14 protein-coding genes are annotated in these 21,740 nt (G+C 57.9%); 5 read left to right on the top strand and 9 right to left on the bottom strand.

Annotated elements, in window-relative coordinates; translation table 11 throughout:
• Positions 1-135: 135 nt before the first annotated feature.
• The 5 genes from DENOEST_RS09490 to DENOEST_RS09470 all read left to right on the top strand — a co-directional run bounded on the left by DENOEST_RS09490 (position 136) and on the right by DENOEST_RS09470 (position 8,398).
• Positions 136-5,121 (top strand): DEAD/DEAH box helicase family protein, encoded by a 4,986-nt coding sequence (locus DENOEST_RS09490; RefSeq protein ID WP_197970570.1) that lies wholly within the window; start codon positions 136-138, stop codon positions 5,119-5,121.
• Between the two features lie 321 nt (positions 5,122-5,442).
• A complete protein-coding gene (locus DENOEST_RS09485) occupies positions 5,443-6,540 on the top strand; it encodes a DUF7146 domain-containing protein (RefSeq protein WP_197970569.1) in 1,098 nt (365 codons plus the stop codon).
• A gap of 13 nt (positions 6,541-6,553) precedes the next feature.
• Positions 6,554-6,817, top strand: coding sequence for a hypothetical protein (locus tag DENOEST_RS09480; RefSeq protein WP_145769156.1), 264 nt, complete (start codon positions 6,554-6,556; stop codon positions 6,815-6,817).
• A 100-nt stretch (positions 6,818-6,917) separates the two neighbouring features.
• Positions 6,918-7,715, top strand: a complete 798-nt coding sequence (locus DENOEST_RS09475; RefSeq protein WP_145769155.1) for an ArdC-like ssDNA-binding domain-containing protein — start codon at positions 6,918-6,920, stop codon at positions 7,713-7,715.
• Between the two features lie 83 nt (positions 7,716-7,798).
• Complete coding sequence (locus DENOEST_RS09470; protein ID WP_145769154.1) at positions 7,799-8,398, top strand: JAB domain-containing protein; 600 nt, start codon at positions 7,799-7,801, stop codon at positions 8,396-8,398.
• A 370-nt stretch (positions 8,399-8,768) separates the two neighbouring features.
• On the opposite strand, the gene moaA is transcribed toward DENOEST_RS09470, so the two are convergent.
• The 9 genes from moaA to DENOEST_RS09425 form a co-directional block, all read right to left on the bottom strand.
• On the bottom strand, positions 8,769-9,761 hold the full coding sequence (moaA, locus tag DENOEST_RS09465; protein WP_232096487.1) for a GTP 3',8-cyclase MoaA: 993 nt from the start codon (positions 9,759-9,761) through the stop codon (positions 8,769-8,771).
• A gap of 13 nt (positions 9,762-9,774) precedes the next feature.
• A complete protein-coding gene (locus DENOEST_RS09460; RefSeq protein ID WP_145769153.1) occupies positions 9,775-10,458 on the bottom strand; it encodes a molecular chaperone TorD family protein in 684 nt (227 codons plus the stop codon).
• Between the two features lie 66 nt (positions 10,459-10,524).
• Entirely contained in the window at positions 10,525-11,076 is a 552-nt protein-coding gene (locus DENOEST_RS09455) for a NapC/NirT family cytochrome c (protein WP_232096486.1), read from the bottom strand.
• A gap of 66 nt (positions 11,077-11,142) precedes the next feature.
• Positions 11,143-11,499 (bottom strand): c-type cytochrome, encoded by a 357-nt coding sequence (locus DENOEST_RS09450; RefSeq protein ID WP_145769151.1) that lies wholly within the window; start codon positions 11,497-11,499, stop codon positions 11,143-11,145.
• Between the two features lie 105 nt (positions 11,500-11,604).
• Positions 11,605-12,594, bottom strand: coding sequence for a 4Fe-4S dicluster domain-containing protein (locus DENOEST_RS09445; RefSeq protein ID WP_232096485.1), 990 nt, complete (start codon positions 12,592-12,594; stop codon positions 11,605-11,607).
• A gap of 48 nt (positions 12,595-12,642) precedes the next feature.
• Entirely contained in the window at positions 12,643-15,438 is a 2,796-nt protein-coding gene (locus DENOEST_RS09440) for a molybdopterin-dependent oxidoreductase (RefSeq protein ID WP_197970568.1), read from the bottom strand.
• A gap of 171 nt (positions 15,439-15,609) precedes the next feature.
• On the bottom strand, positions 15,610-16,983 hold the full coding sequence (locus tag DENOEST_RS09435) for a sigma-54-dependent transcriptional regulator (protein WP_170228072.1): 1,374 nt from the start codon (positions 16,981-16,983) through the stop codon (positions 15,610-15,612).
• A complete protein-coding gene (locus tag DENOEST_RS09430) occupies positions 16,980-18,830 on the bottom strand; it encodes an ATP-binding protein (protein WP_145769147.1) in 1,851 nt (616 codons plus the stop codon). Before DENOEST_RS09430 ends, DENOEST_RS09435 begins: the two co-directional genes overlap by 4 nt.
• Before the next feature lie 68 nt (positions 18,831-18,898).
• A complete protein-coding gene (locus DENOEST_RS09425; protein ID WP_170228071.1) occupies positions 18,899-21,394 on the bottom strand; it encodes an EAL domain-containing protein in 2,496 nt (831 codons plus the stop codon).
• Between the last annotated feature and the right edge of the window lie 346 nt (positions 21,395-21,740).

Below are 21,740 nucleotides of genomic sequence, written 5' to 3'. Positions count from 1 at the left end.
TCACGGCATAGAGGCATCAAGTCTTGTGGCGCTTGGCGAGAGCTGGCGCTCCATGACGGACAGTCGTTTTATTCAACCCATCCGGGGACACACCCCGGATGGGGCACGTGTCTCCGGTTTTTCCAGGAGATAAACGTGAAACTCAAGAAAATTGCCGAGGCCACGATGTGGCTGCCGGGCTTCGCGCCGGGCGATCCCCTTCAGGATGTTTCCGGCAGCATTCAAACGGCGCAGATCATTGCTTTTCCGTCCGTCGTGCCGGCATCGAACATCGTGCCAGCGAACGAGGAAACAGCGCAGGACGTATCCCCTGTGCCGCGGGTGATCGAGGCGAGAAAGTCGCCCCGAACGCTTTGGCCCAGCCTGAATCCGGCGTTGCACTCGATGCTGCGTGGCGATGTCGCCAAGTTCGACGCGAACATGGCCGCCGTCTCGCTGCTGTCCAGTCTTGAGGCGGACAAGCGTCCGCCGACGGATGAAGAGCGTGACGTCCTGAATCGCTATACCGGTTGGGGCGGTATTCCCAAGGCATTCAATCCCGATCAGGACGATCCGGCGTGGAAGGCGAGAGCCGAATCCCTGCCTGAGTTGCTCGGTGGGGACTACGAGAGTGCCAAGGGTAGTGTCGTCAACGCCCACTTCACGGAAGTTTTCGTGATCGAAGCGATCTGGGCGGCGGTTCGGCGGATGGGGTTCCAGGGTGGTCGTGTTTTGGAACCTTCCGCTGGTGTCGGGTATTTCATCGGGGCCATGCCGAAGGATTTGGCGGAAGTGTCGGCAGTCACGGCCATCGAGATCGACCGCCTATCGTCCCGCCTCCTGTCGCGCCTGTATGGGCATCACGGGGTAAGGGCGCTGACGGTTGGTTTCGAGAAGGCCAGACTGCCAAAGGACTGGTTCGATCTGGTGATCTCGAACGTTCCCTTCGGGAACTATCAGGTGCCGGACAACCGGAATGTGCCCTTCGCGGATTTCCTGATCCACGATTACTTCTTCGGCCGTGCGCTGGAAGTGACTCGCCCCGGCGGACTGGTGGCGTTCATCACGTCTGCCGGCACGCTCGACAAGTGGGACGACCGGGCGCGGCGTCATATCAGCGCGCAGGCCCGGTTCCTCGGTGCGATTCGTCTGCCGTCCGGGACGTTCTCGCACCTCGCCAACACCGAAGTCACGGCCGATATCGTCTTCCTGCAAAAACTGGCAGAGGGCGAGAAGGCGTCCGACGAATGGATCGGCGTCATGGAAGCCCCGCACGATATGTGCGAGGGATACCGGCGCTTGTTCGTGTCGAATTGGTATGTCCAGAACCCGGACATGCTGATCGGTCGCATGGGGCAAAAGTCGAATGGCTTTGGCCTCGCCAATGCGGCGATCTTCGATGGCGATGTGAAAGCGGCGCTGGCGGAGCGGATAGCCAGCTTGCCCGAGGGCATCTACACGCCTCGTGCCGTCGAACCGTCCGTCACAACGCGGCGGGACATTCGTGTCGCAGCGCCGGAGTTCGTGAAGCCGGGCGCGTACTGCCTGACCGCGGATGGCCGACTGGCCGTCTCGGAAGGGCAGGAGTTGCTGGTGATCGACGGGTCGGTGTCGGCAACGGCAGCCAAACGGATTCGCGGCTTGATGGCGATCCGTGATGCGGCGCGAAGGCTGCTCCACATCCAGCATGCCACTGCGGACGATAGTCGGCTCGGCAGTTACCGGCTGGCACTCAACGTGGCCTATGACGGCTTCGTGGCAAAGCATGGCTACCTGCATGCCAAGGCCAACAAGCTGGCATTCAAGGGCGATCCCGATCTTCCGCTGCTGCTCTCTCTGGAGAATTTCGATTCGGAAAGCGGCACGGCGGAGAAGGCGGACATTTTCTACCGCAGAACGGTGGGTGTTGTTCGCAAGGTGGATCGATGTGCGTCTGCCGATGAGGCGTTGCTGGTATCCCTGCACGAGCGTGGACGCGTCGACGTTTCGTTGATGGAGTCCTTGCTTGGGCAGGAGCGGGAGCAGTTTCTTCCGGACATGGCGGATCGCGGTCTGATCTTCCTCAACCCAGAAACCGCTCAATGGGAAACCTCCGATGCCTATCTTTCCGGCAACGTGCGCAGCAAGCTCGAAATGGCGGAAGCGGCGGGGGATGACTATGTCCGCAACGTCCACGCACTGAAGGCGGTCATACCGCCGGATTTGGGGCCGGGTGAAATCGATGCCCGGATTGGTTCGACCTGGATTCCGGCGCGCGACTATGCGGCATTCCTCGATCATCTCCTGGAATGCGATGGTTGCACGGTGGAGTTCAGCGCCGAGGCGGGTGCCTGGAACATTGATGTGCCATGGCAAGGCGAGCGGTCGGTAGCGTCGACCCAAACCTACGGCACCGCGCGTATTTCGGCGGGTGAGTTGTTTGTCATCACGCTGAATCAGATGGTTCCGACGATCCGGGATCGCGATCCGGTCACCGACCGGTATTTCGTGAACACCGAGGAAACCATTGCCGCCAGGGAAAAGCAGCAGGCGCTCAAGGAGACATTCCGTGCCTGGGTGTTCGCCGATCCCGAACGGTGCGAGCGGTTGGTCAGGATGTACAACGACCAGTTCAATGCCGTCAGGCTGAGGGAGTTCGACGGTTCACGGCTTTCTTTGCCGGGGTTTTCGGAGGTGTACAACCTCCATCGGCACCAGAAGGACGCCATCTGGCGAATCGTGTCTGGCGGGGTGAATACGCTGCTGGCCCATGTGGTCGGCGCCGGAAAGACCCTGACGATGATCTGCGGCGGGATGGAGTTGAGGCGCCTCGGCATGGCCAGCAAGCCGTGCTACGTGGTGCCCAATCACATGCTTGAGCAGTTCGCGGCGGAGTTCTTGCGGGCATATCCGGGGGCAACCATCCTGATGGCCAGCAAGGACGATCTGGTCGGCGACAAACGCCGGACGCTGCTGTCCCGGATAGCCACCGGCGACTGGGATGCGGTGCTGATTACCCATGCCTCTTTCGAGAGGATCAAGATGAGCGACGAAGCAATGGAGTCGTTCATCGAAGCGCGAGTCTACGAAATCGAGTGCGCCATTCGGGCCTCGAAATCGGGCAAGCGGGGCAATCGCATCGTCAAGGAGTTGGAGCGGGCCAAGAAGATTTGGCTCGCAAGGTTGGAGAAGCTGTCGGCCAAGTCGAAGAAGGACGACATGCTCACGTTCGAGGAACTGGGCATCGACTACCTCTTCATCGACGAGGCGCACTACTTCAAGAACCTGTACCGCTTCACGAAGATGACGCGGGTGGCAGGTCTGCCGAATTCCAACTCGGAGCGCGCCTTCGATATGTTCGTGAAGACGCGCCATGTGATGGATAAACAGGGCGGCCGTTCGGGAGTGGTATTCGCAACCGGGACACCGGTCTCGAACTCGATGGCCGAGATGTGGACCATGCAGCGCTACCTGCAGCCGGTGACGCTACGCGCCAATCATGTGTCGCAGTTCGATACGTGGGCGGGAAACTTCGGGGAATCGGTAACTGCCCTGGAGTTGTCGCCGGATGGCAGTGGCTACCGCATGAACACGCGGTTCGCGCGCTTCGTCAATCTGCCGGAACTGATGACCATGTTCCGGGAAGTCGCCGATATCCGCACCGCGGACATGCTGAAGCTGCCGGTGCCTCGATTCCATCTGGAAACCGTGACGGCCAAGCCGACTGCGGAGCTGAAGGCGTTCGTGGCAACGCTGGTCGCCCGAGCGGAAGCAATTCGCAACGGCGATGTGACGCCCAGCGAAGACAACATGCTGGCGGTGACCAACGATGGCCGCAAGGCCGCGTTGGACATGCGATTGGTTGATCCTTCAAGCCTGGAAGCTCAGGACGGCAAGGTCAGCCAGTGTGCGGATAATGTCTTTGGGATATGGCGGGAAACCGCAGCGTTCCGGGGGACACAGGTCGTGTTTTGCGATCTCAGCACACCGACGGACGATGGACGGTTCAGCGTCTATCACGTCGTTCGGGCAAAGCTCGTCGAAATGGGCGTTCCGGGAACGGAGATCGCCTTCATCCACGACTACGACAGCGATTCCGCCAAGGCAGAACTGTTCAAGTCAGTAAGGGAAGGACGGATTCGCATCCTCCTGGGCAGCACCCTGAAGATGGGGGTTGGCACCAACATCCAGACGCGCCTGGCGGCGTTGCACCATCTGGACGCTCCGTGGCGGCCGGCTGACGTTGAGCAGCGGGAGGGACGCATTGTTCGGCAGGGCAACCTGAACGAAGAGGTGCGGATCATCCGCTATGTGACGGAGGCATCGTTCGATGCGTACATCTGGCAGACCCTCGAAACCAAGGCACGCTTCATCGCCCAGGTCATGCGGGGAGATACCGGAATGCGCAGCGCGGAGGACGTGGAGTTGGCGGCGTTGTCCTATGCCGAGGTGAAAGCCCTGGCATCTGGCAATCCGTTGGTGATGGAAAAGGCAGGTATCGATGCCGATGTCGCGAAGCTCTCCTTGCTGAAATCCCAATGGGACAACCAGCGATGGGCGAACCAGCGAGAGTCGGCGACACTGCCCGGCAGAATCGAGAAGATCCGGGAACGGATCGACTCAATCGAAGCCGACATCGCCGACCGTGTGGATGTGCGGGGTAACCGCTTCAGCATGGTGGTCGACGGAAAGCGCTATAGCGAGCGATCAGCGGCGGGAGAGGCACTTTTGCAGTACTACATCGAGGCCAAGGCCAGAACCCGGAAGTTCGGCAGCTGGAAGTCCTCACCGGGAGAGATGTCGGTTGGGCAGTTTGCCGGCTTCGATCTCGATGTGTCCATCCCCACGATATCCGGCGATGGCCCTTGTTTCGTCCTGAAAGGCCGACGTGCCTATACGGCTCATCATTCCGACAACCCGCAAGGGATGGTCCGGGTGGTCGAGAACGTAGCCAACAGCCTGGAAGGACGCGTGGCGGAAGCCTCTGAGGACATGGCACGGGCTGAAAAGCGCTTCGCCGACATCCTCATGGAGTTGTCCAAGCCTTTCGACAAGGAGGAAAGGCTGACGCAGTTGCTGGTACGCCAACGCGAGATCAATGCTGCGCTCGATCTCGACAAAGGCAACGCCGGGGCGATGGAGGCTGAAGCAGAGGCCTCCTGACGCCACGTCATGCAATCGGAATGACTTCCGAAGTCGATCCGAAAAGGTCACATTTCAAATCCCATGGGGTAGAGCGGCTGCGTAGCATGGCCGTGAATCCTCCCCTGTGTCATTTTTCCCGGCCAACGTGCCGGGGTTTTTCACAGGAGGTTCATCGAGCCTCCTGCGAAAAGTTCGGAACACAGAATTCAATCCGGCGCCGTAAGGCATCGGGTGGACGTGTGGTAGCTGGCCACGAGAAAACAAACAGCATTCATCAACCCCGCCGGGGAGCGTATCCCGGTCGGGGTATCGCCATGCCGCGCGGAGCGTTCCAATTTCATGGAGGCACCTGCAATGAAGCATGAGTATGAGACGCATCGCGTCAAAGAGGATGTGCGGGGACGCTGGGATCGGGTTCTGCTCGACCTGGCCCCACCGCTGAAAGCCGCGCTGGATCGGCAGGGGAAGCATGTGCCCTGTCCGGTTCATGGCGGTCGGGATGGCTTTCGAGTATTCCGGGATGTCGCGGATACGGGCGGTGGCATCTGCAACACCTGCGGCAGTTTTGCCGACGGGTTTGCGCTGCTGATGTGGATCAACGACTGGGACTTTGGCCGTGCGATTCGCGAAGTGGCCGAGCAGGTCGGCAGCCAGCCGATCCGGTTGCCGTCGGCAAAGCATGGCGAGGTCAGAGCGGGGAAGTCGGACGACGAGATTCGCCGGGAGCATCTCAATCGCACCTGGCGAGAATCATTGTCTCTGTCGCATCCGGAATCTGAACCGGCTCGTTTGTACTTGGCCCGACGCGGATTGTCGTTGAAGGTGCCGGACACCTTGCGGTTCCACCCGGAGTTGGGCTACTACGCGGACAACCGCCTCGTGGCTCATTACCCGACCCTGATCGCGCAAGTGACAGGGCAGGGAGGTGAGGCGGTAACGATCCATCGCACCTACCTGACGCCTGATGGTCACAAGGCGCCGGTCGATGCCCCCAAGAAGCTGATGCGCCATCCTGTGGCCCGTCAGTTGACCGGGGGTGCTGTTCGACTGGTGCCGGTTGGCCACCGCCTGGCCGTTACCGAGGGCATCGAAACGGCCCTGGCCGTCATCGAAGCCACCGGACTCCCGGCCTGGGCGACAGGTAATGCCTATCTGCTGGAAACCTTCATGCCGCCACCCGGCGTCGAGCAGGTTCTTGTCTTTGCCGACAAGGACCGGCCATCCAAGCAGCATCCCTCCGGCCACGGACAGGAAGCGGCGCGGACGTTGGTGACCCGGTTATGGGAAATGGGGATTCGAGCGGGGGCGATCGCGCCTGCCCTCGACATTCCCGACGGCAGAAAAGGCGTCGATTGGCTGGATGTGTTCGATCTTCTCGGCAAGGCGGGGTTTCCCGCGCTCGGTAGCGTCGAACAGGCGCTGAGCCGGGCGGCGTGACGGGGAGATGAGCATGTACGGCGTCATCGACTTCAGTCTCATCGACACCATGCCCGGCGGCTTCGGGCCGTTCGCTCCACCGGCGGGATGGCAGGGCGACTACCGGCAATTCCTGAAAGCACGCTTCGATGGCGACATCGGTGCGCGCCAGCAGATCGCCGTGGTTGGCCGAATTCTTCTGCGCAAGATCGAGGGCAGGCCCAGCGAGTTCTTGGGGCCGAATGCCGTCGAGGCGAAGGAATTCGCGCTGTCCGTCTGGTTGTCGAAACGGAAGTAACAGCAGCACGACAAACCGGCTTCGGCCGGAATTTCTATCCCACGGGGAGCGTATCGCCCCCGAGGGGGACGGTGCCTCCCCGATATTTCTTGGAGGCACCATGCACGACAAATTTGCGCCATTACTCGAACAGGCTCTTACCGAGCCTGGGATCGTGAGCGCGGCCTACGGCCGGTTTCATCGCTTCAGTATTGGCAACCAGATTCTGGCTGCCACGCAACTGCTGGAACGGGACTTGCCCCTGTCGCCAATTGCCAGTTTCAACCGCTGGAAGGATTTGGGACGTTCGGTATGCAAGGGGCAGAAAGCAATTTCACTTTGCATGCCGATCACGGTCAAGCGCAGGAACCCAGACCCGGACGGTGACTCGTCCAGCGACGGCGGGGATCTATTTACCCTGTTCAAGCTGGCGCCGCGCTGGTTCAGTCTGGAACAGACCGAAGGCGAAGACTACGTCGAGCCGATCGAGTCGCCGCAGTGGGATGCCGAGGCTGCATTGAATGCGCTCGACATCACGCTGGAGCGTTTCGAGTTCATGGACGGGAATGTGCAGGGCTACGCGGTGAAGCGGCGGATCGCAGTTAATCCGTTGGCCGAGTATCCCCACAAAACCCGGTTTCATGAATTGGCTCACGTCGTTCTGGGGCACACCGAAGAAGCCGATTGTCATGACGCAGCGTCGATCCCACGAAGCATTCAGGAGGTCGAGGCGGAGGGCGTGGCATTCCTGCTGTGTTCCATCCTCGATCTGCCGGGACAGGATGAGGCGCGAGGCTTCATTCAGTCCTGGCTCGAAGACGGGCAGTTGCCGGAGAAGTCGGCCCAGAGAATTTTCAGCGCAAGCCAGAAGATTCTTGATGCTGGAAAACCGGTCAGTCGGTCGGAAGTGACGCAGTAAGTTTTATTCATTCAACCCCGCGGGGCGTGCCATCGCCCTCAAGGGGACGGTGCCGCTCCGCTTTTCAATTGGAGGCACCCAAGATGATTAGATCAACCGACCGCGAGCTTCTTTCCATCCTGCTTGGAGAAGAGAATGCTTCGATTCCAATGTATTCGCTGGCGGAATTGTTCGGCTTGCGCGCTGTTCGACAGGCAAACGTTCCCGGCGTGCGAGAAGAAATTCTCTCCTATGCGGTATCCGACCGCCTGGCGGCAGCAAGGGAACTTCTGCGTCGCGCCCTTGAGGAAACACTCAGCAGCGATGCGGTGAGTCTTGCTGGACCGGCTGCCGTTCGCGATTACCTGCGGCTGTTTCTGGGTGGGCAGGTGTACGAAAGCTTCGTGGCGCTCTGGCTTGATGCGCAGAATAGGCTGATTGCCGGCATGGAGCTGTTTCGCGGCACGACGACGCAAACCTCGGTGTATCCGCGCGAGGTCGTGCGGATCGGTTTGAAGCTCAATGCCTCGGCCGTGATTTTTGCGCACAACCACCCATCCGGCAGTCCCGAGCCGTCACGCGCCGACGAGTCGCTCACCAACCAACTTCGGCAGGCGCTGTCTCTCGTTGACATCAAGGTACTCGACCACTTTATCGTGGCCGACACCACGGTCATGTCCTTTGCGGAAAGGGGGCTGATCTGATCCAAAAAAATACCCGCCAGTTACGGCGGGTATTTTTTTGGGCTATTTGCATTTTAGGGTTGGCGGTTTCAAAGTCCAATCTGGCTGAGTGCCGAGGTTGGAATCAGCCTTTCGGGTGCAACCTCAATACAACTCCAATTGGTTGGAACCGGGCCAGTGGTGGCTGTGCCTGCTTTGGAACTGAAAGCCGACTGCTGGCATAGGCATACCCAGTGACCGCAGCACAAGGGATGCCGTCCTATGAAATCAAATAGTTTTCGGCCAGACGCCGTCTAGCCACCGGTGGATGCCATTACCCAAACCACAGTGTGGCGAGAATTTGTGAACTCGTGACAGCGATACGATTATTTGTTGCGAGTAAGAAGCCAGCCTAGCCGCCAGTGGATGCCATTACCCGCACCAGCTTGTGCGACGAATTGGAAAACTCGTGACGATCCGGCTTACGCTGCATTGCAGACTGGATCGCATCTATTAGGTCGCTATCGCTGGCACCAGTCCGCAGCAAGTGCCGGAGTTCAAGCCGATCCTCCTGCCCCAAGCAAAGATGCAGTGCGCCATCAACTGTCAGGCGGATCCGGTTGCAGGTCGCGCAGAAGTGCTGGGATACCGGAGTGATAAAGCCGATACTGAAAATATTGTCTGGCGTAGTCAGGTACCGTGCTGGACCACCGCCTGGCAGAACGTGGTCAACAAGATCGTAACGTTTGCGAAGACTTTCGATCAAGGCTTGCAGTGAACCGGTGCCAAGAGCGCGAGCACTATCGCTCATTGGCATGTTCTCAATCAGGCGTAGCACGAAACCTTTGTCCATGCAGTACTCAATCATGGCGCCGATTTCATCCCCGTTAAAGTCGGGTAGCCAAACCATGTTGATCTTGATCGGCGTAAAGCCACAGTTGCGCGCTTCTTCCAGCCCTGCCAAGACGTCGCCTAGGGCATCCCGCCGGGTAAGTGCGAGGAAGCGGGAACGCGAAAGCGTGTCTAAGCTAACGTTGATTCTATCCACGCCTGCCGACTTGAGTCGTGCAGCCATCCTGGCTAGTCGAGTCCCGTTGGTAGATAGCGATAGATCGCTTAGTCCTGAGTGCCTGCGCAGTTTCGCCACCAATTCCACGATTCTTCCACGGAGCAGAGGCTCCCCGCCAGTAAGACGTATACGGGTAACGCCGAGGCTGACGAAAATACCCGTCAGCCGCTCGATTTCATCGAAGCTTAACCAGTGGCCAGGTGCCTCGTAATCGGCATAGTCCTCGGGCATGCAGTAGGCGCAACGCAGATCGCACCGGTCAGTGACAGACAGGCGCAAGTAATCGATCTTGCGACCGCAGGCATCGATAAGTGCGCCCATATCCGTTGACAGCATTTAGCGCTGCCCGTTACCTGTCAAGGTTAGTAACGTCACGCTGCATCCCTGTGATCTCGTAAGAGACGAAGCTGGTTAGCAGTTCGGTAAGCGCTACATAAAAGGGGGTTTTGAGCTTGCTCGTAACGTCGGCTTGCAGTGCTGGAAGCCAAGCCGCAAGGTGCCGCTCGATAAAATCACGCTGCGCGCGCAGGTAGGGAACCTTGTCCAGCAGACCTTCCTCCGCTTGGGTTTGCTTGGCAGTTAGGAATTGCATGAACTCGAGTTCGGCACTCAGCGCGTCTTCGAGATCGTTTTCTTCTTTGGCGATGGCCAAACCAAAATTTCGGTAGAAGCTTTTCAGTTCGAGCAGCAATGCTGGCTTGCTGCCACGCTGGTGGTAACTGCCCTCGTAGAGAGAAACACTGGGATCCGGCATATTAGTCTCGAAGGCGCTCAGGTAGGCCGACGCGAGTTCCTGACCGGATGTTGTCACCCGTAGGCGAGGTGCAATTATTTCCTCGAAGGTGTCGACTAACTCCGGCGCACACACCTCAAGGGCACCAGCGATCTCCTCGGCATAGCTTCCGTCGGCGAGCCGCAGAAACGTATCTTCTTCCGGATATCGGAACCCTATGGCAAGGAGCGCATAAGTACGGTTGCGCGCCATCGATTTCACGATCCGGCTGATGTTCTTTGCTGAACCCATTTCATTCATTTTCAATCCCTTCCTGATCCAGTGCTGCCCTCGCATGAAGTGGGCAGAGCCCTGCCTGACAGACGGCTACTCCTCAGGCTCCGTGTATTCCTTAGGCAGCTTGTGGGCGATGCCCTTGTGGCAGTCGATGCAGCTCTTGCCTTCGGCTTTTGCCTTCATGTGCTTCTTGTAGGGCGTCTGCTTTTGCAATTCGCTGCTCATGGCGTCGAAGTCGTGGCAGTTGCGGCACTCGATGGAGTCGCGCGACTTCATGCGTTCCCACTCGTGCGTCGCCAGTTCCATGCGCTTGGCCTCGAACTTCTCCTTGGTGTCGATGCTGCCGGTGACCTTGCCCCAGACCTCCATGCTCGCCTTGGCCTTACGGATCAGCTTGTGCGTCCAGTCCTTGGGCACATGGCAGTCGGAGCAAACGGCGCGCACGCCGGTACGGTTGCTGTAGTGGATGGTTTCCTTGTATTCCTGATAGACGGTGTCGCGCATTTCGTGGCAGCCGATGCAGAACTCGAGCTTGTTAGTCGCTTCCATGCCGGTGTTGAAAGCGCCCCAGAAAATGATGCCCGAGAAAAAACCGACAACCAGCAACGTTAGCAACGAATGCCTGGCACTGGGTTTTCGCAAGGCAGACCAACTGGATCCGCAAATACTGCGATCAGATTTCATGAACATTCGTGCCAAGAATTACCGCTATTGCGAAAGAATCCACTGCACAAGGTTCTTAATCTGTTCCATATCCTTAGGTGGAGATGTCTTGACGATCTTGTGCTCCTCCTCGTGACCATCGGGAAACTTGGCCTTTTCTCCAGAGGTGATGTGCTCGATCAGTCGTGCCTCGGCATTGGCCTTGCCCTTGTATTTCTCGGCAACCTTCTTGTAGGCTGGACCGTCACCTTCCTTGCTCACCAAGTGACACTTGAGGCAGTTGTTCTGCGTGGCCAGTGCTTTCGCGGCCTCAGCGTCAACCGCCAGCGCTGCGGAGGAAAACGCCAAGGCAGAAATAGTGCCCAAAAAAATGGATACCCTATTGCGATTACTGCATTTCATTTGAATACATCTCCATGTTTGATTTCTGAATCTCGGTACGGATTGCCAGGACCCTTCTAGCGGTGTGAATCCTCCACTCGATCTGGAATAGGTGTTCGACCGGAATCAGGTGAGCGGCGAGAGCATCATGTCCGCACTGCGCCGGCCGATGAGCGTATCCATCAACTCCGATGGCTGGCCCTTTAGCTTCTTCTCGCGCTCCATCTTGAGCATCTTCATCACCTCCTGCACGTCTGGGCCGAAAAGGCCTTGCAATTCGGACAAGGGAATCTTCGGTTGATCGGAGACACTGCCGACACCATCTTCCATGCCGGGCCCGAGAACAGGCGGCACGTAGAAAACGTTCGGCTCGGTGCCGTACTCGGGGTGCAGAGGTAACGCCACCTTCCATTGCCTGACCAACTTGTTCACCGAACTCATCGGGTCATCGATGAAACCGACATGCATGGCGCGACCGACACATTGTGCGACGCAGGCGGTGGCGATGCCCTTCTCGATGCGCGGGAAGCAGCCGACGCACTTGTTGGACTTCTGGGTCTGCGGGTTGTAATAAGGCTTCGAATAAGGACAGGACTTGACGCATGCCTTGTTGCCCTTGCACATGTCGAGATGAATCATCACGATGCCGTCCTGTTCACGCTTGTAGATAGCGTCGTTGGGGCAGGCTTCTAGACAGGCCGGTTTGGTACAATGGTTGCACATGCGCGGCAGATAGAAGAAGTGGTTGTTCGGGTAGGCGCCGCTGCCTTGATCTTCGTCCCAGTTGGGGGCCGAGCGCGGTGTCGGGCTGGGCCTAACGCGCCCCGGTTTGCCCTCGAACAGCCTGCCGCTGTAATCGAACTCGAAGGGTACACCGTAGTCGATCATCGGCGGAACCTCTCCCTTCTGTAACTCGCCGCCCTTGTAACCTCCACCTCGCGTCTGCCAGTTCTTCGGATAACCCTTGCCGGGTGTCGTCTCGACGTTGCGCCAGTACATGTAATCCTGGCCGGGTCCGGTAGTCCATAGCTTCTTGCACGCAACGGTACAGGTCTGGCAGCCGATGCATTTGTTCAAGTCAGCCACGAAGGTCAACTGCCGCTTGGATGTTTTCATTATGTTAGCCATGATTCATTTCCTTCCTGGATCGTCCGCTTACGTTGCTCATAGGCTCATCGGCGTGGCGCCGGTATAGCGCTTGACCTCTACCCGCGTGTCGCGCTGGGTTCCGCCCGGACCGTAGTAATTGGGCCGGAATACCAGGTGGCCGTAGTTGCCGACCAGGTGGGTGGGCGAGATGCGCACCGGGCAGACGCTTTGCGTGCTGCCTTCGATGAGATCCATGTAGAGCTCGGGTGTGTGCCACATGGTCGCGCGTCCGACCTGTTCGCCCTGACGAACCTTGACGCGGCAGATGACGCGACCATGGTCATTCCACAGTTCGACCCAATCGTTGTCGCTAATGCCGCGGGCTTCCGCATCGGCCGGTGCCATTTCCACCGAGGGTCCGCCACGTTGCAGCCGCAACATAAGGACGTTGTCCTTGAAGGTCGAGTGAATCGCATAGCGGCTGTGCGGGGTATTGAATCGCAGCGGGTACTTGTCTGCTTCGATTGGCGCCTTGTAGGTTGGCAGTTCAAGGCCCATGGCGAAGAAGGTATCGTGGTCAAGATAGAACTGCTGGCGCCCTGTTAGCGTTGGCCATGGCTTCTTGTCGACCGTGTAGTTCTGGAACGGCGTGTAGGGAATCCCCTCCTTCATCGGCGACGTCCAGTTGCTCTTGAAGCGTTGCGGCCCCTTCTCTCTCAGCATCTGTAAGGTAATGCCTTTTGATTGAGGCGCGCTGTCGAGGATGAACTGTGCGGCGTCTTCGTCATTGGCCAGTTTGCCGTCGTTCGTCATCTGGTTCCACAGGGTCGACAGATCCCGGTTCCACATCAATTGCTCGTCGTTGAACTTGGTGAAGTTCTTCCTTAATGCCGCAGCCTCCACCTTCTTCGACAGATCGAGGAATATCTGCCAATCGGTCTTCGATTCCCACATTGGCTTGATTGCCGGCTCGGTCATGTTGATCATCGTGTGCTCTTCGGTCACGTTGAGATCGAGCTTTTCGTACCAGTGCGCTGAAGGCAGCACGACGTCGGAATACAGGGCCGTCGAGTCCATGCGGATGTTGATATCTACGATGAGATCAAGCTTGGGCCACAGATTTCGCAGCACGTACTTCTGGCCTTTCGCCTGGTTCAGCCAGTTACCGCGATAAACAATGAATACCTTGGGATCGCGGAAGTCGCGCGGATAATTCGGCATCTGGCGCGTGGCGATGGCGTCTCTCAAGTATTTATTGGTATCGATGCCCGACTTAAGCATGTCGTCGTTGGCTTCTGCATGGATATAGGTCCAGATCGTGGTTTGGCAGAAGCGTTGCTTGGCTGGTCCCTGCGGGAAGGAGAGGGCCATGACTCCGGGTACGAACACCGGCTTCCACTGGCCGATGTAGTGGTTAACCCCGCCACCGTTGCGTCCCTCGCTACCGGTAAGCGCGGTCAGCAAATGGAACACGCGCAACAATACGTCGCTGTAGTACCAGTGGTTGGTGCCGCCGCCGCTGACGATCATGGCTGGCTTGGCGCTCGCGAACTCGCGGGCTAGCTGGACAATCACTTTGGCCGGGACGCCGGTCACCATTGCTGCCTTGTCCGGCGTATGGTCATTCATGATGCGCGGCTTCAGAATATCGAAGACCGGTTGCACATCTATCGTTTTTCCGTCCTTGAGCGCCACCTTGTAAGTGCCATCCAGTGCTGGATCAAGTTCGCCCAGATCGATGTAGCCCTTGGGGAAGGTGTTGGTGTTGCGGCCCAGGAAGGCTACCGGGGGCGCCTTCTGCTCCGGCTCATCGCCCCAGCAGCCCTTCATGATCACCGCCTTGCCGGTCTTTATGTCCCAGGCGTAAAACTTGTTTGGCGATCCGCCTGAGACCACATCGGCCTCGCGCAGGAAGCGTTGATTGTCCTTGCGCACTAAGTAGGGTAGGTCGGTCTGCTCCTTGACGTTATGTACGTCAAAGAGTTTTTCCTTGATGATGACGTGGGCCATCGCCATGCCAAGCGCCGCGTCGGTGCCGGGCTTCGGGTGTATCCATTGATCGGCCTTGATGCTCGATGCGTTGTAGTCGGGCGCGATACTGACGATCTTGGTGCCGTTGAGGGCGGCCTCGGACAGATAGTGGGCATCGGGGATGCGGGTAATCGCCGGGTTCGCCCCCCACAGGACGATGAACTTGGAATTGAACCAGTCCGCGGTTTCGCAGGTGTCTCCCTGCACGCCACAGGTCTGCGTTTGACCGGTCGGATGGTCGCCGTACCAGTCAAAGAATGTATGGGTATGGGCACCGATGAGGTGGGCGAAACGATGGCCGGCGCTGAATGAGAGCGGTGCGACGGCGGGCACCGGCGAAAACACGCTGATGCAGTCCGGCGCTTCGTTCTTGATGGTATCGACGATCTTGTCGGCGATGAGTTCGAGCGCCTCGTCCCAACTTGCACGGCGCCACTTGCCTTCGCCGCGCGCGCCGACCCGGATCAAAGGGTACTTGATGCGGTGCGGGCCGTATTGGTAATCGACGGCGCACTCGCCCTTGTTGCAGCCGCGCGGATTGTATTCGGGGATGCCGGGCATCGGCGCCATGTCCTTCGACTGCTCCTCGCGCATGACCACACCGTCCTTCGAGTAGACGAAATGTGGACAGGCGCCGGTGCAGTTGATGAGGTGGGCGCCGCGCGTTTTCTTGTCCCAAGCCCATTGGTTGCGATGGAAATCCTCCCAACCAGCATATTCATGCTGGGCCATGGCATCCTGGCTTTGCGCCAGGGCCCGCAATGAATATGAACCGCCCAGCATGATGCTTAGCGAAGAAGCACCAGTGGCCTTGAGAAACGCCCTGCGAGATGATTTCATGACTTCGGCTCTCCTTGCACGATTAGTCCGACCAAAATATTTCTGCACTTCCTTATGCATGAGACGTGCCAGCACGCAAAAAGGCCGTGAACGATGGGCAGTGGCGGGTATCGGCAGGAGGGTGAAGCAGATTGCGGTCAATACATGACCGTCTGATCGAAATTCAACCGATCAGGAAGTGACCGGACTATCGTCGCGGTCTTGATGTTTGAGCTTGTTGCGGAGGGTCAGACGGGTGATACCAAGAAGTTCGGCAGCGCGAGTCTTGTTCCCGCCAACCGAGTCCAGAACGCGCTGAATGTAGTGTTGTTCCATCGCCGCCAAGTCCAGGAACGGTTGATCGGATTGCTCTGACGGAACGGCGAGCGCAGCGCAGCAGCCCACAATTTCTCGCGGCAACTGCAAGGTGGTGACGGTGTCTTCTGCGCAAAGGATTGCAGCACGCTCCAGAACGTTGCGCAATTCACGTACGTTGCCGGGCCACGCATAACTTTCCAGCATCGACTCCAGCGCTGGGGCCAGCGCCAGCGTGGGTGAGCCTACTGCGCGTGCAGCCTCGGTGAGGAAGTACCGTGCCAGGGGCAGAATGTCTTCTCGTCGCGCACGCAGGGGCGGCACTTCGATGGCGCCGACATTGAGGCGGTAGTAGAGATCCTCGCGAAACTGACCGTTCTTTACCATTTCCGGAAGATTGCGGTGCGTCGCGGCGACGAAGCGAACATCGACGCTTATCTCTCGACTGCCGCCGAGTCTGCGGAAAGTCTGCGTCTCCAATACCCGTAGTAGTTTGGGCTGTAGAGTCAGGGCAAGATCGCCGATTTCGTCGAGAAACAGTGTACCGCCGTCAGCCAACTCTAGCAGTCCGCGTTTCAACTGCCGGGCATCAGTAAAGGCGCCCTTCTCGTAACCGAACATTTCTGATTCGAGCAGATTTTCCGGCAGTGCCGAGCAGTTGAGTGTCACCCAGGGGCCACCGGCCCGCGGCGAGCCGCAGTGGATGGTTCGGGCTACACGTTCCTTGCCACTACCGGACTCACCGCAGATCAGCACGGGTACGTGGTCAGCTCCCGCGATCTTCTGTGTTACCTCCGTTAACCGCTGCCATGCAGGACTTTCGCCGCCGATGCTATCCACTTGGCAGACGTCAGACTGAGCCCGACGCCAGGCGACCTCATGACGCAGCCTGCTGGTTTCCATGGCGCGTCCAATAAGTTCTCGTACGTCTTCCAGATCGAATGGCTTGGTGATGTAATCGTAGGCGCCGGCTTTGAGCGCGGCGACCGCGGTGCGCACTTCGGGGAATGCGGTCATGATGACCACCAGCGTGTCGTCGTCTAGTTCACGGAATTTGCCAATCAGGTCGAGGCCGTCACCATCGGGCAAGTGCAGGTCGAGCAGAATCAGGCGATACCGCCGACCGCGAGACTGCTTGAGAGCACTCGCGGCATTTTCCGCAACGTCGACGCTATAGCCTAGGCGGGCGAGAAAATTGCCCACGGTGACGCGGATGGTTGTGTCGTCCTCTACGATCAGCAACGCGCTCATGCGGGCAACTCCATCGAAGCAGCAGGCCAGTATAGAGTGAAGCATGTGCCATGCCCGGAACGACTTTTGACTTCGATGCGTGCGCCATGCTCGCTGACGATCTTTTTTACGACGGCGAGGCCCAGACCGGAACCGGTGGCGCGAGTGGTGAAGAAAGGATCGAATATGCGTGGTAGGACATCGGTGCCAATTCCACCGCCAGTGTCGGCGACCTCGATGCGCACATTGTTGTTCTCGTTATGGGCGGCTATGCGTAGCGCTCCGCCATGCGGCATGGCGTGAATGGCATTGACGACAAGATTCAGCAGCACCTGTTTGATCTGGTTGGGATCGGCATGCACCGACAGGTACTTGTCGATAGCCAGTCCGATGGCCACATCGTGGGATACAGCCTCCTTGCGCGTCCAAAACAATGTGTCTTCGACGATGTCGTGTAATCGACACGGAACGGGGTGTGTGCGCGGCGGCGCGGCAAATCCATGGAAACTATGCAGAAAGTCTCCGAGCCGGTCAATTTCCGCCTCCAGCCGTTGTAGCGATTCGCTCGCACCCATAGGCAGATCGTCCTCGTACTGGAGTGACTGGGCTACCGCTTTCATTCCGGCGAGGGGATTGCCGATTTCGTGCGCAACGCCCATAGTCAATTCTCCAAGGGTCGCCATTTTCTCCATCTGGAACATCTGGCGATCAAGTTCGCGGCGTTCGTCGGCGAGGCGGTGTTCTTCGCTGACATCGCGTGCCACAATTACGTAACGGGTTTCGCTGAGTTCTCCTGTGCGCGTAACAGAAAGCGCCAGGACGCGCCCGGCAGCTTCAATATCATGGCGAGCTTCGCCGCGCTCGGCAGCTCCGCTGGCGATTGCCGGCCAATCGGGCCAGAATTCGGCCAGCCGGCGCGGCGTGTTGTCCTCGATTATGCCCAGCAGGCGCCGCGCCTCGTGGTTAGCCAGGGCGATGTAGCCCTCTCCATCCACGGCCAGAATTCCGTCGCCGGTATGCTCAAAAATTGCGGTAAGAAAAGCGCGCTCCCGTTCCAACTCAACGGTGCGCGCACGCACCTCGTCCTCAAGATGCCGGCGCTCGGTAATGTCGCGAGCGATGCCCAGCACGCCGATGAATTTGCCATCGGCGGTGCGCATGGGGGTCGTGGTGGTTTCCAATAGTACATTGTGGCAATCGCAGGCGCGGGTGACCCACCCCTCGGTGGTACAGGGACCGTCTGTAACCAGAGCTGCCTCGTCTTGCCGATGAATGGACTCGGCCACCGAGCCCTGAAACAAGTCCCGAGCGGTCCGGCCAATGACGGCATCCCTTCTCAGTCCGTAGAATTGTTCGATGGCAGGATTGCACTCCAGATAAATGCCCTCAGAACTTTTTAGCCAGATCAGATCGGGAATCGTCTGGATCAACGTGTTCAGCTCCGCGTTCTGATCCTTCGTAATGCGGTAAAAGCGATGCAATGCTGCGATTGCCGAACAAACCACTATTTCGTCGAGCAGATAGACCATGTTGGCGAAAATCGTTTCGGGCCGAAACGCAAAGGAAAACATGGAGTACGGCGGAATAAAGAAATAGGTCGCGGTGATCGCTCCCAATGCTGTCGCAAGCATGCCCGCCCAGAATCCCCCAAAAACCGCCGAGATCGCCGCTGCAGGGAAAAAGGTGAGAAATGGCACACCGAGCTCGTCGGGACCGATCAGGCGCCGAACGACAAACGCAATCATTACCAGAATCAGCACGATGCCGACCCGGTAGGTGAAGCTTCGGTGTAAGGGGAAAAGTACAGCCTCCAGCTTGGGCAGGCTGCGGCCCAATCGTTCACTAATGCGATCAAGTATCGCGCTCAAGGATCGGTTCCCAATCTTTAGCCGTTTAGTGTATCTGACGCGGCGCGTTTCGCCGAATCGCGTGGAGGTCAAGTTGGCGCACCGTTGGCTGATACACCGGCACTGGCATCAGACTGTAGCAGCAAGCGGAAATGTGCTTCGTCCATCGGCCGGTGGAAGAAGAATCCCTGAGCTGTGTCGCAACCAAGCATTTGCAATACGGTCAACTGCTGTTCCGTTTCCACACCTTCCGCCACTGCGGACAAACCCAAGGTGTGGGCAAGGCTCAAGATCGCATGGGCAATAGCCCGGGCATCAGGTTCGTTGGCTATGCCATCGACAAAGCTTCGGTCAATCTTCAGTTCTGCGACAGGCATGCGCTTGAGGTAGGAGAGGGATGAGTAGCCAGTGCCAAAGTCGTCAATGCTGATCTTGATCCCCCGGCTGGCGAGGTCATTTAGCATCTTCAGACCTTCTTCGCCGTGCTCCATCAGTGCACCTTCCGTAAGTTCGATAACGATACTGCTAGTAGGCAACCCGGCCGTAGCCAATCTATCAAATAGCCATGCCGCAAAGCGATCGTCGCGTAGTTGACTCGGGGAAATATTGAGGGCGACGGGTGGCGGCGTCAGACCAACTGAGCGCCAAGCGAGTATGTCTTCAATCGCTCTATTGACTACAAACAGTCCGATGCCTCCGATAAGGCCCGACTTCTCAGCCACGGGAATGAATTCTGCTGGCGAGATAAATCCCAACTCAGGGTCGGTCCAGCGAATCAGAGCTTCGGCGCCGACAAGATTGCTGTCAGCAAGGCGAACCTGGGGTTGATAGTGGAGGACGAACAGACTTTGCTGGAGGGCGCGCCGTAGTCCAGTCTCCAGAGCGAGTCGCTGCTGTATCTCCAGCCTGATGTCAGCAGCGAAATACTGAAAGTGATTTTTGCCCTGTTCCTTGGCACGGTACATCGCAGAGTCCGCATTCTTGAGCAGGGTGCCTTCATCATTGCCATCGTTTGGAAAAAGGCTGATGCCGATGCTCGATGTAATAAACAAGTCATGTTCCATGACTTGGAAAACCTTGGACAGAGCGTCGACAATGCGCTGACAGACGGCACTGACTTCTAGGAAGTCGATATTGCACAGCAGTGCGGCAAACTCATCTCCGCCCAAGCGTGCGACTGTGTCGGCATCGCGGATGCAGGTGAGAAGTCGCTGGGCGACACCTTTAAGCAGCAAGTCGCCGACGTCATGACCTAGGGTGTCATTAATGGTCTTGAAGTTATCAAGGTCGATGAAAAGAACCGCCAGCAAATGGCTCTCCCGACGGGCCTGGGCGATTGCCTGGCGAAGACGATTCTGGAATACGGTACGATTTGACAGCGCCGTCAAATCATCGTGGCTGGCGATGTATTCGAGCTTGCGCTGAGACTCCTTCATTGCAGAGATGTCGCTGAACATTGCCACATATTTCGACAGGCGGCCGTCTGCTTCACGTACGCTGCTGATTGTCAGCCATTCTGGGTAGATTTCGCCATTCTTGCGCTTGTTCCAAATTTCACCCTGCCACCAACCCTCCGTCTCCAACTGGCCCCAGAGACTGCGGTAGAACTCGGGTGAATTAAGTCCGGACTTCAGCAGCGAAGGTGTCTTGCCAACGGCTTCAGTTACCGTATAGCCTGTGATTCCGGTGAACGCCTCGTTTACTGTGATGATGCGGCCGTCCACCTCGGTGACGATAATGGCTTCGCCAGCGCGGTCGAAGACCTTGGCCGCCAGTCGCAATTGCATCTCGGCATGCTTACGGTTGGTGATGTCCTCCAGGACGGCGATGAAGTAACTCGGATGACCATTGGTAGTGCGTGCCGGCGACATGGCAAGGTTGATCCAGACGGTACCGCCATCCTTGCGCAGGTATTGCTTCTCGAAACTGCCCAAGTCTAGATCTCCTGCAAGTATTCGCCGCAGCAACACAAAATTGGCCTCCACGTCGTCTGGATGTGCAATGTCCTGTAACGTCTTTGACAGCAGTTCGTCACGGCTGTAGCCGATGATGTTGCATAGGCACTCATTAACCCGCAGCCAGCGGCCATCTGGCGCCAGATGAGCAATTCCGACCGCGGCCTGTTCGAAAGTCTGACGAAACTCCGACTCCAGTTCACGGAGTTGATTTAAAGAGTTCTGCAATTCGCTGGCAAGCCGCTGCCGTGCATCGATTTCGTCGGTAAGGTTTTGTGTCTGACGGACAACAACACGTTGGTAGGAATGGACGACAAATAGAATGGTGGTGGCGGAAACAATAAAGGCACACGTTGGGATGATGTCACTCTGGCCAAATGCCCAATGGGGTGGGTTGAAGATATAGGCACCGGCAACTGCCGCCAAAATCATGTAAAACAAGCTCGGCCCCACGCCGCAGAGCAGCGCCGCGATGGCCGTTCCGGGATAGAAAGTCAGAAAGGCTAAGCCGGCTTCGACCGGAAGAACCAGAAATCTCAGTCCGAGCGCAGCACAGAAAATGCCGGCGGCAATCAGATACTTTATCCGCGCAGTTATGTCTCGGCCAGCAGTTATCCGGAAGAAATCCATGTCTGTCCCGTGAGACATCGAATCGCAGCGCATCTGATATATTTGGCGATCTTCGCCATCGTGATATCCGGCAGAAAAGACTTTGGGGGCCGGCTACCGGCATCACTGCAGCAACCGTCCAATTGCCATAGGCCCGCGCACTTCCTAATCTCTCCCGCAGTATTTCGCGGTTTCCTCCTTCGAGGCATATTCAACGATTGCCCACTTGCGTTCTGTTAATACTCCAACGTCACCGCGTGTAGGGCGGACATCGAATAAACCTTAATCACACAGACTCTTGACATGGCCATACGCGATGTCCGCTAACCGATCCTATTGTGTTGAAAAAGTCGTTTCGAAATTTCGA

Origin of the sequence: Denitratisoma oestradiolicum (genome assembly GCF_902813185.1) — a bacterium.
GTDB lineage: Bacteria > Pseudomonadota > Gammaproteobacteria > Burkholderiales > Rhodocyclaceae > Denitratisoma > Denitratisoma oestradiolicum.
Note: the sequence above shows the minus strand (reverse complement) of the source record. Positions and strands in the feature narration are given on the sequence as shown.

Bases quoted from the DNA above. Each gene is read 5' to 3' on its own strand.
- DENOEST_RS09485 (WP_197970569.1), top strand. From the start codon at position 5,443: ATGGAGGCACCTGCAATGAAGCATGAGTATGAGACGCATCGCGTCAAA.
- DENOEST_RS09480 (WP_145769156.1), top strand. From the start codon at position 6,554: ATGTACGGCGTCATCGACTTCAGTCTCATCGACACCATGCCCGGCGGC.
- DENOEST_RS09475 (WP_145769155.1), top strand. From the start codon at position 6,918: ATGCACGACAAATTTGCGCCATTACTCGAACAGGCTCTTACCGAGCCT.
- DENOEST_RS09470 (WP_145769154.1), top strand. From the start codon at position 7,799: ATGATTAGATCAACCGACCGCGAGCTTCTTTCCATCCTGCTTGGAGAA.
- moaA (WP_232096487.1), bottom strand. From the start codon at position 9,761: ATGCTGTCAACGGATATGGGCGCACTTATCGATGCCTGCGGTCGCAAG.
- DENOEST_RS09460 (WP_145769153.1), bottom strand. From the start codon at position 10,458: ATGAATGAAATGGGTTCAGCAAAGAACATCAGCCGGATCGTGAAATCG.
- DENOEST_RS09450 (WP_145769151.1), bottom strand. From the start codon at position 11,499: ATGAAATGCAGTAATCGCAATAGGGTATCCATTTTTTTGGGCACTATT.
- DENOEST_RS09445 (WP_232096485.1), bottom strand. From the start codon at position 12,594: ATGAAAACATCCAAGCGGCAGTTGACCTTCGTGGCTGACTTGAACAAA.
- DENOEST_RS09440 (WP_197970568.1), bottom strand. From the start codon at position 15,438: ATGAAATCATCTCGCAGGGCGTTTCTCAAGGCCACTGGTGCTTCTTCG.
- DENOEST_RS09435 (WP_170228072.1), bottom strand. From the start codon at position 16,983: ATGAGCGCGTTGCTGATCGTAGAGGACGACACAACCATCCGCGTCACC.
- DENOEST_RS09425 (WP_170228071.1), bottom strand. From the start codon at position 21,394: ATGGATTTCTTCCGGATAACTGCTGGCCGAGACATAACTGCGCGGATA.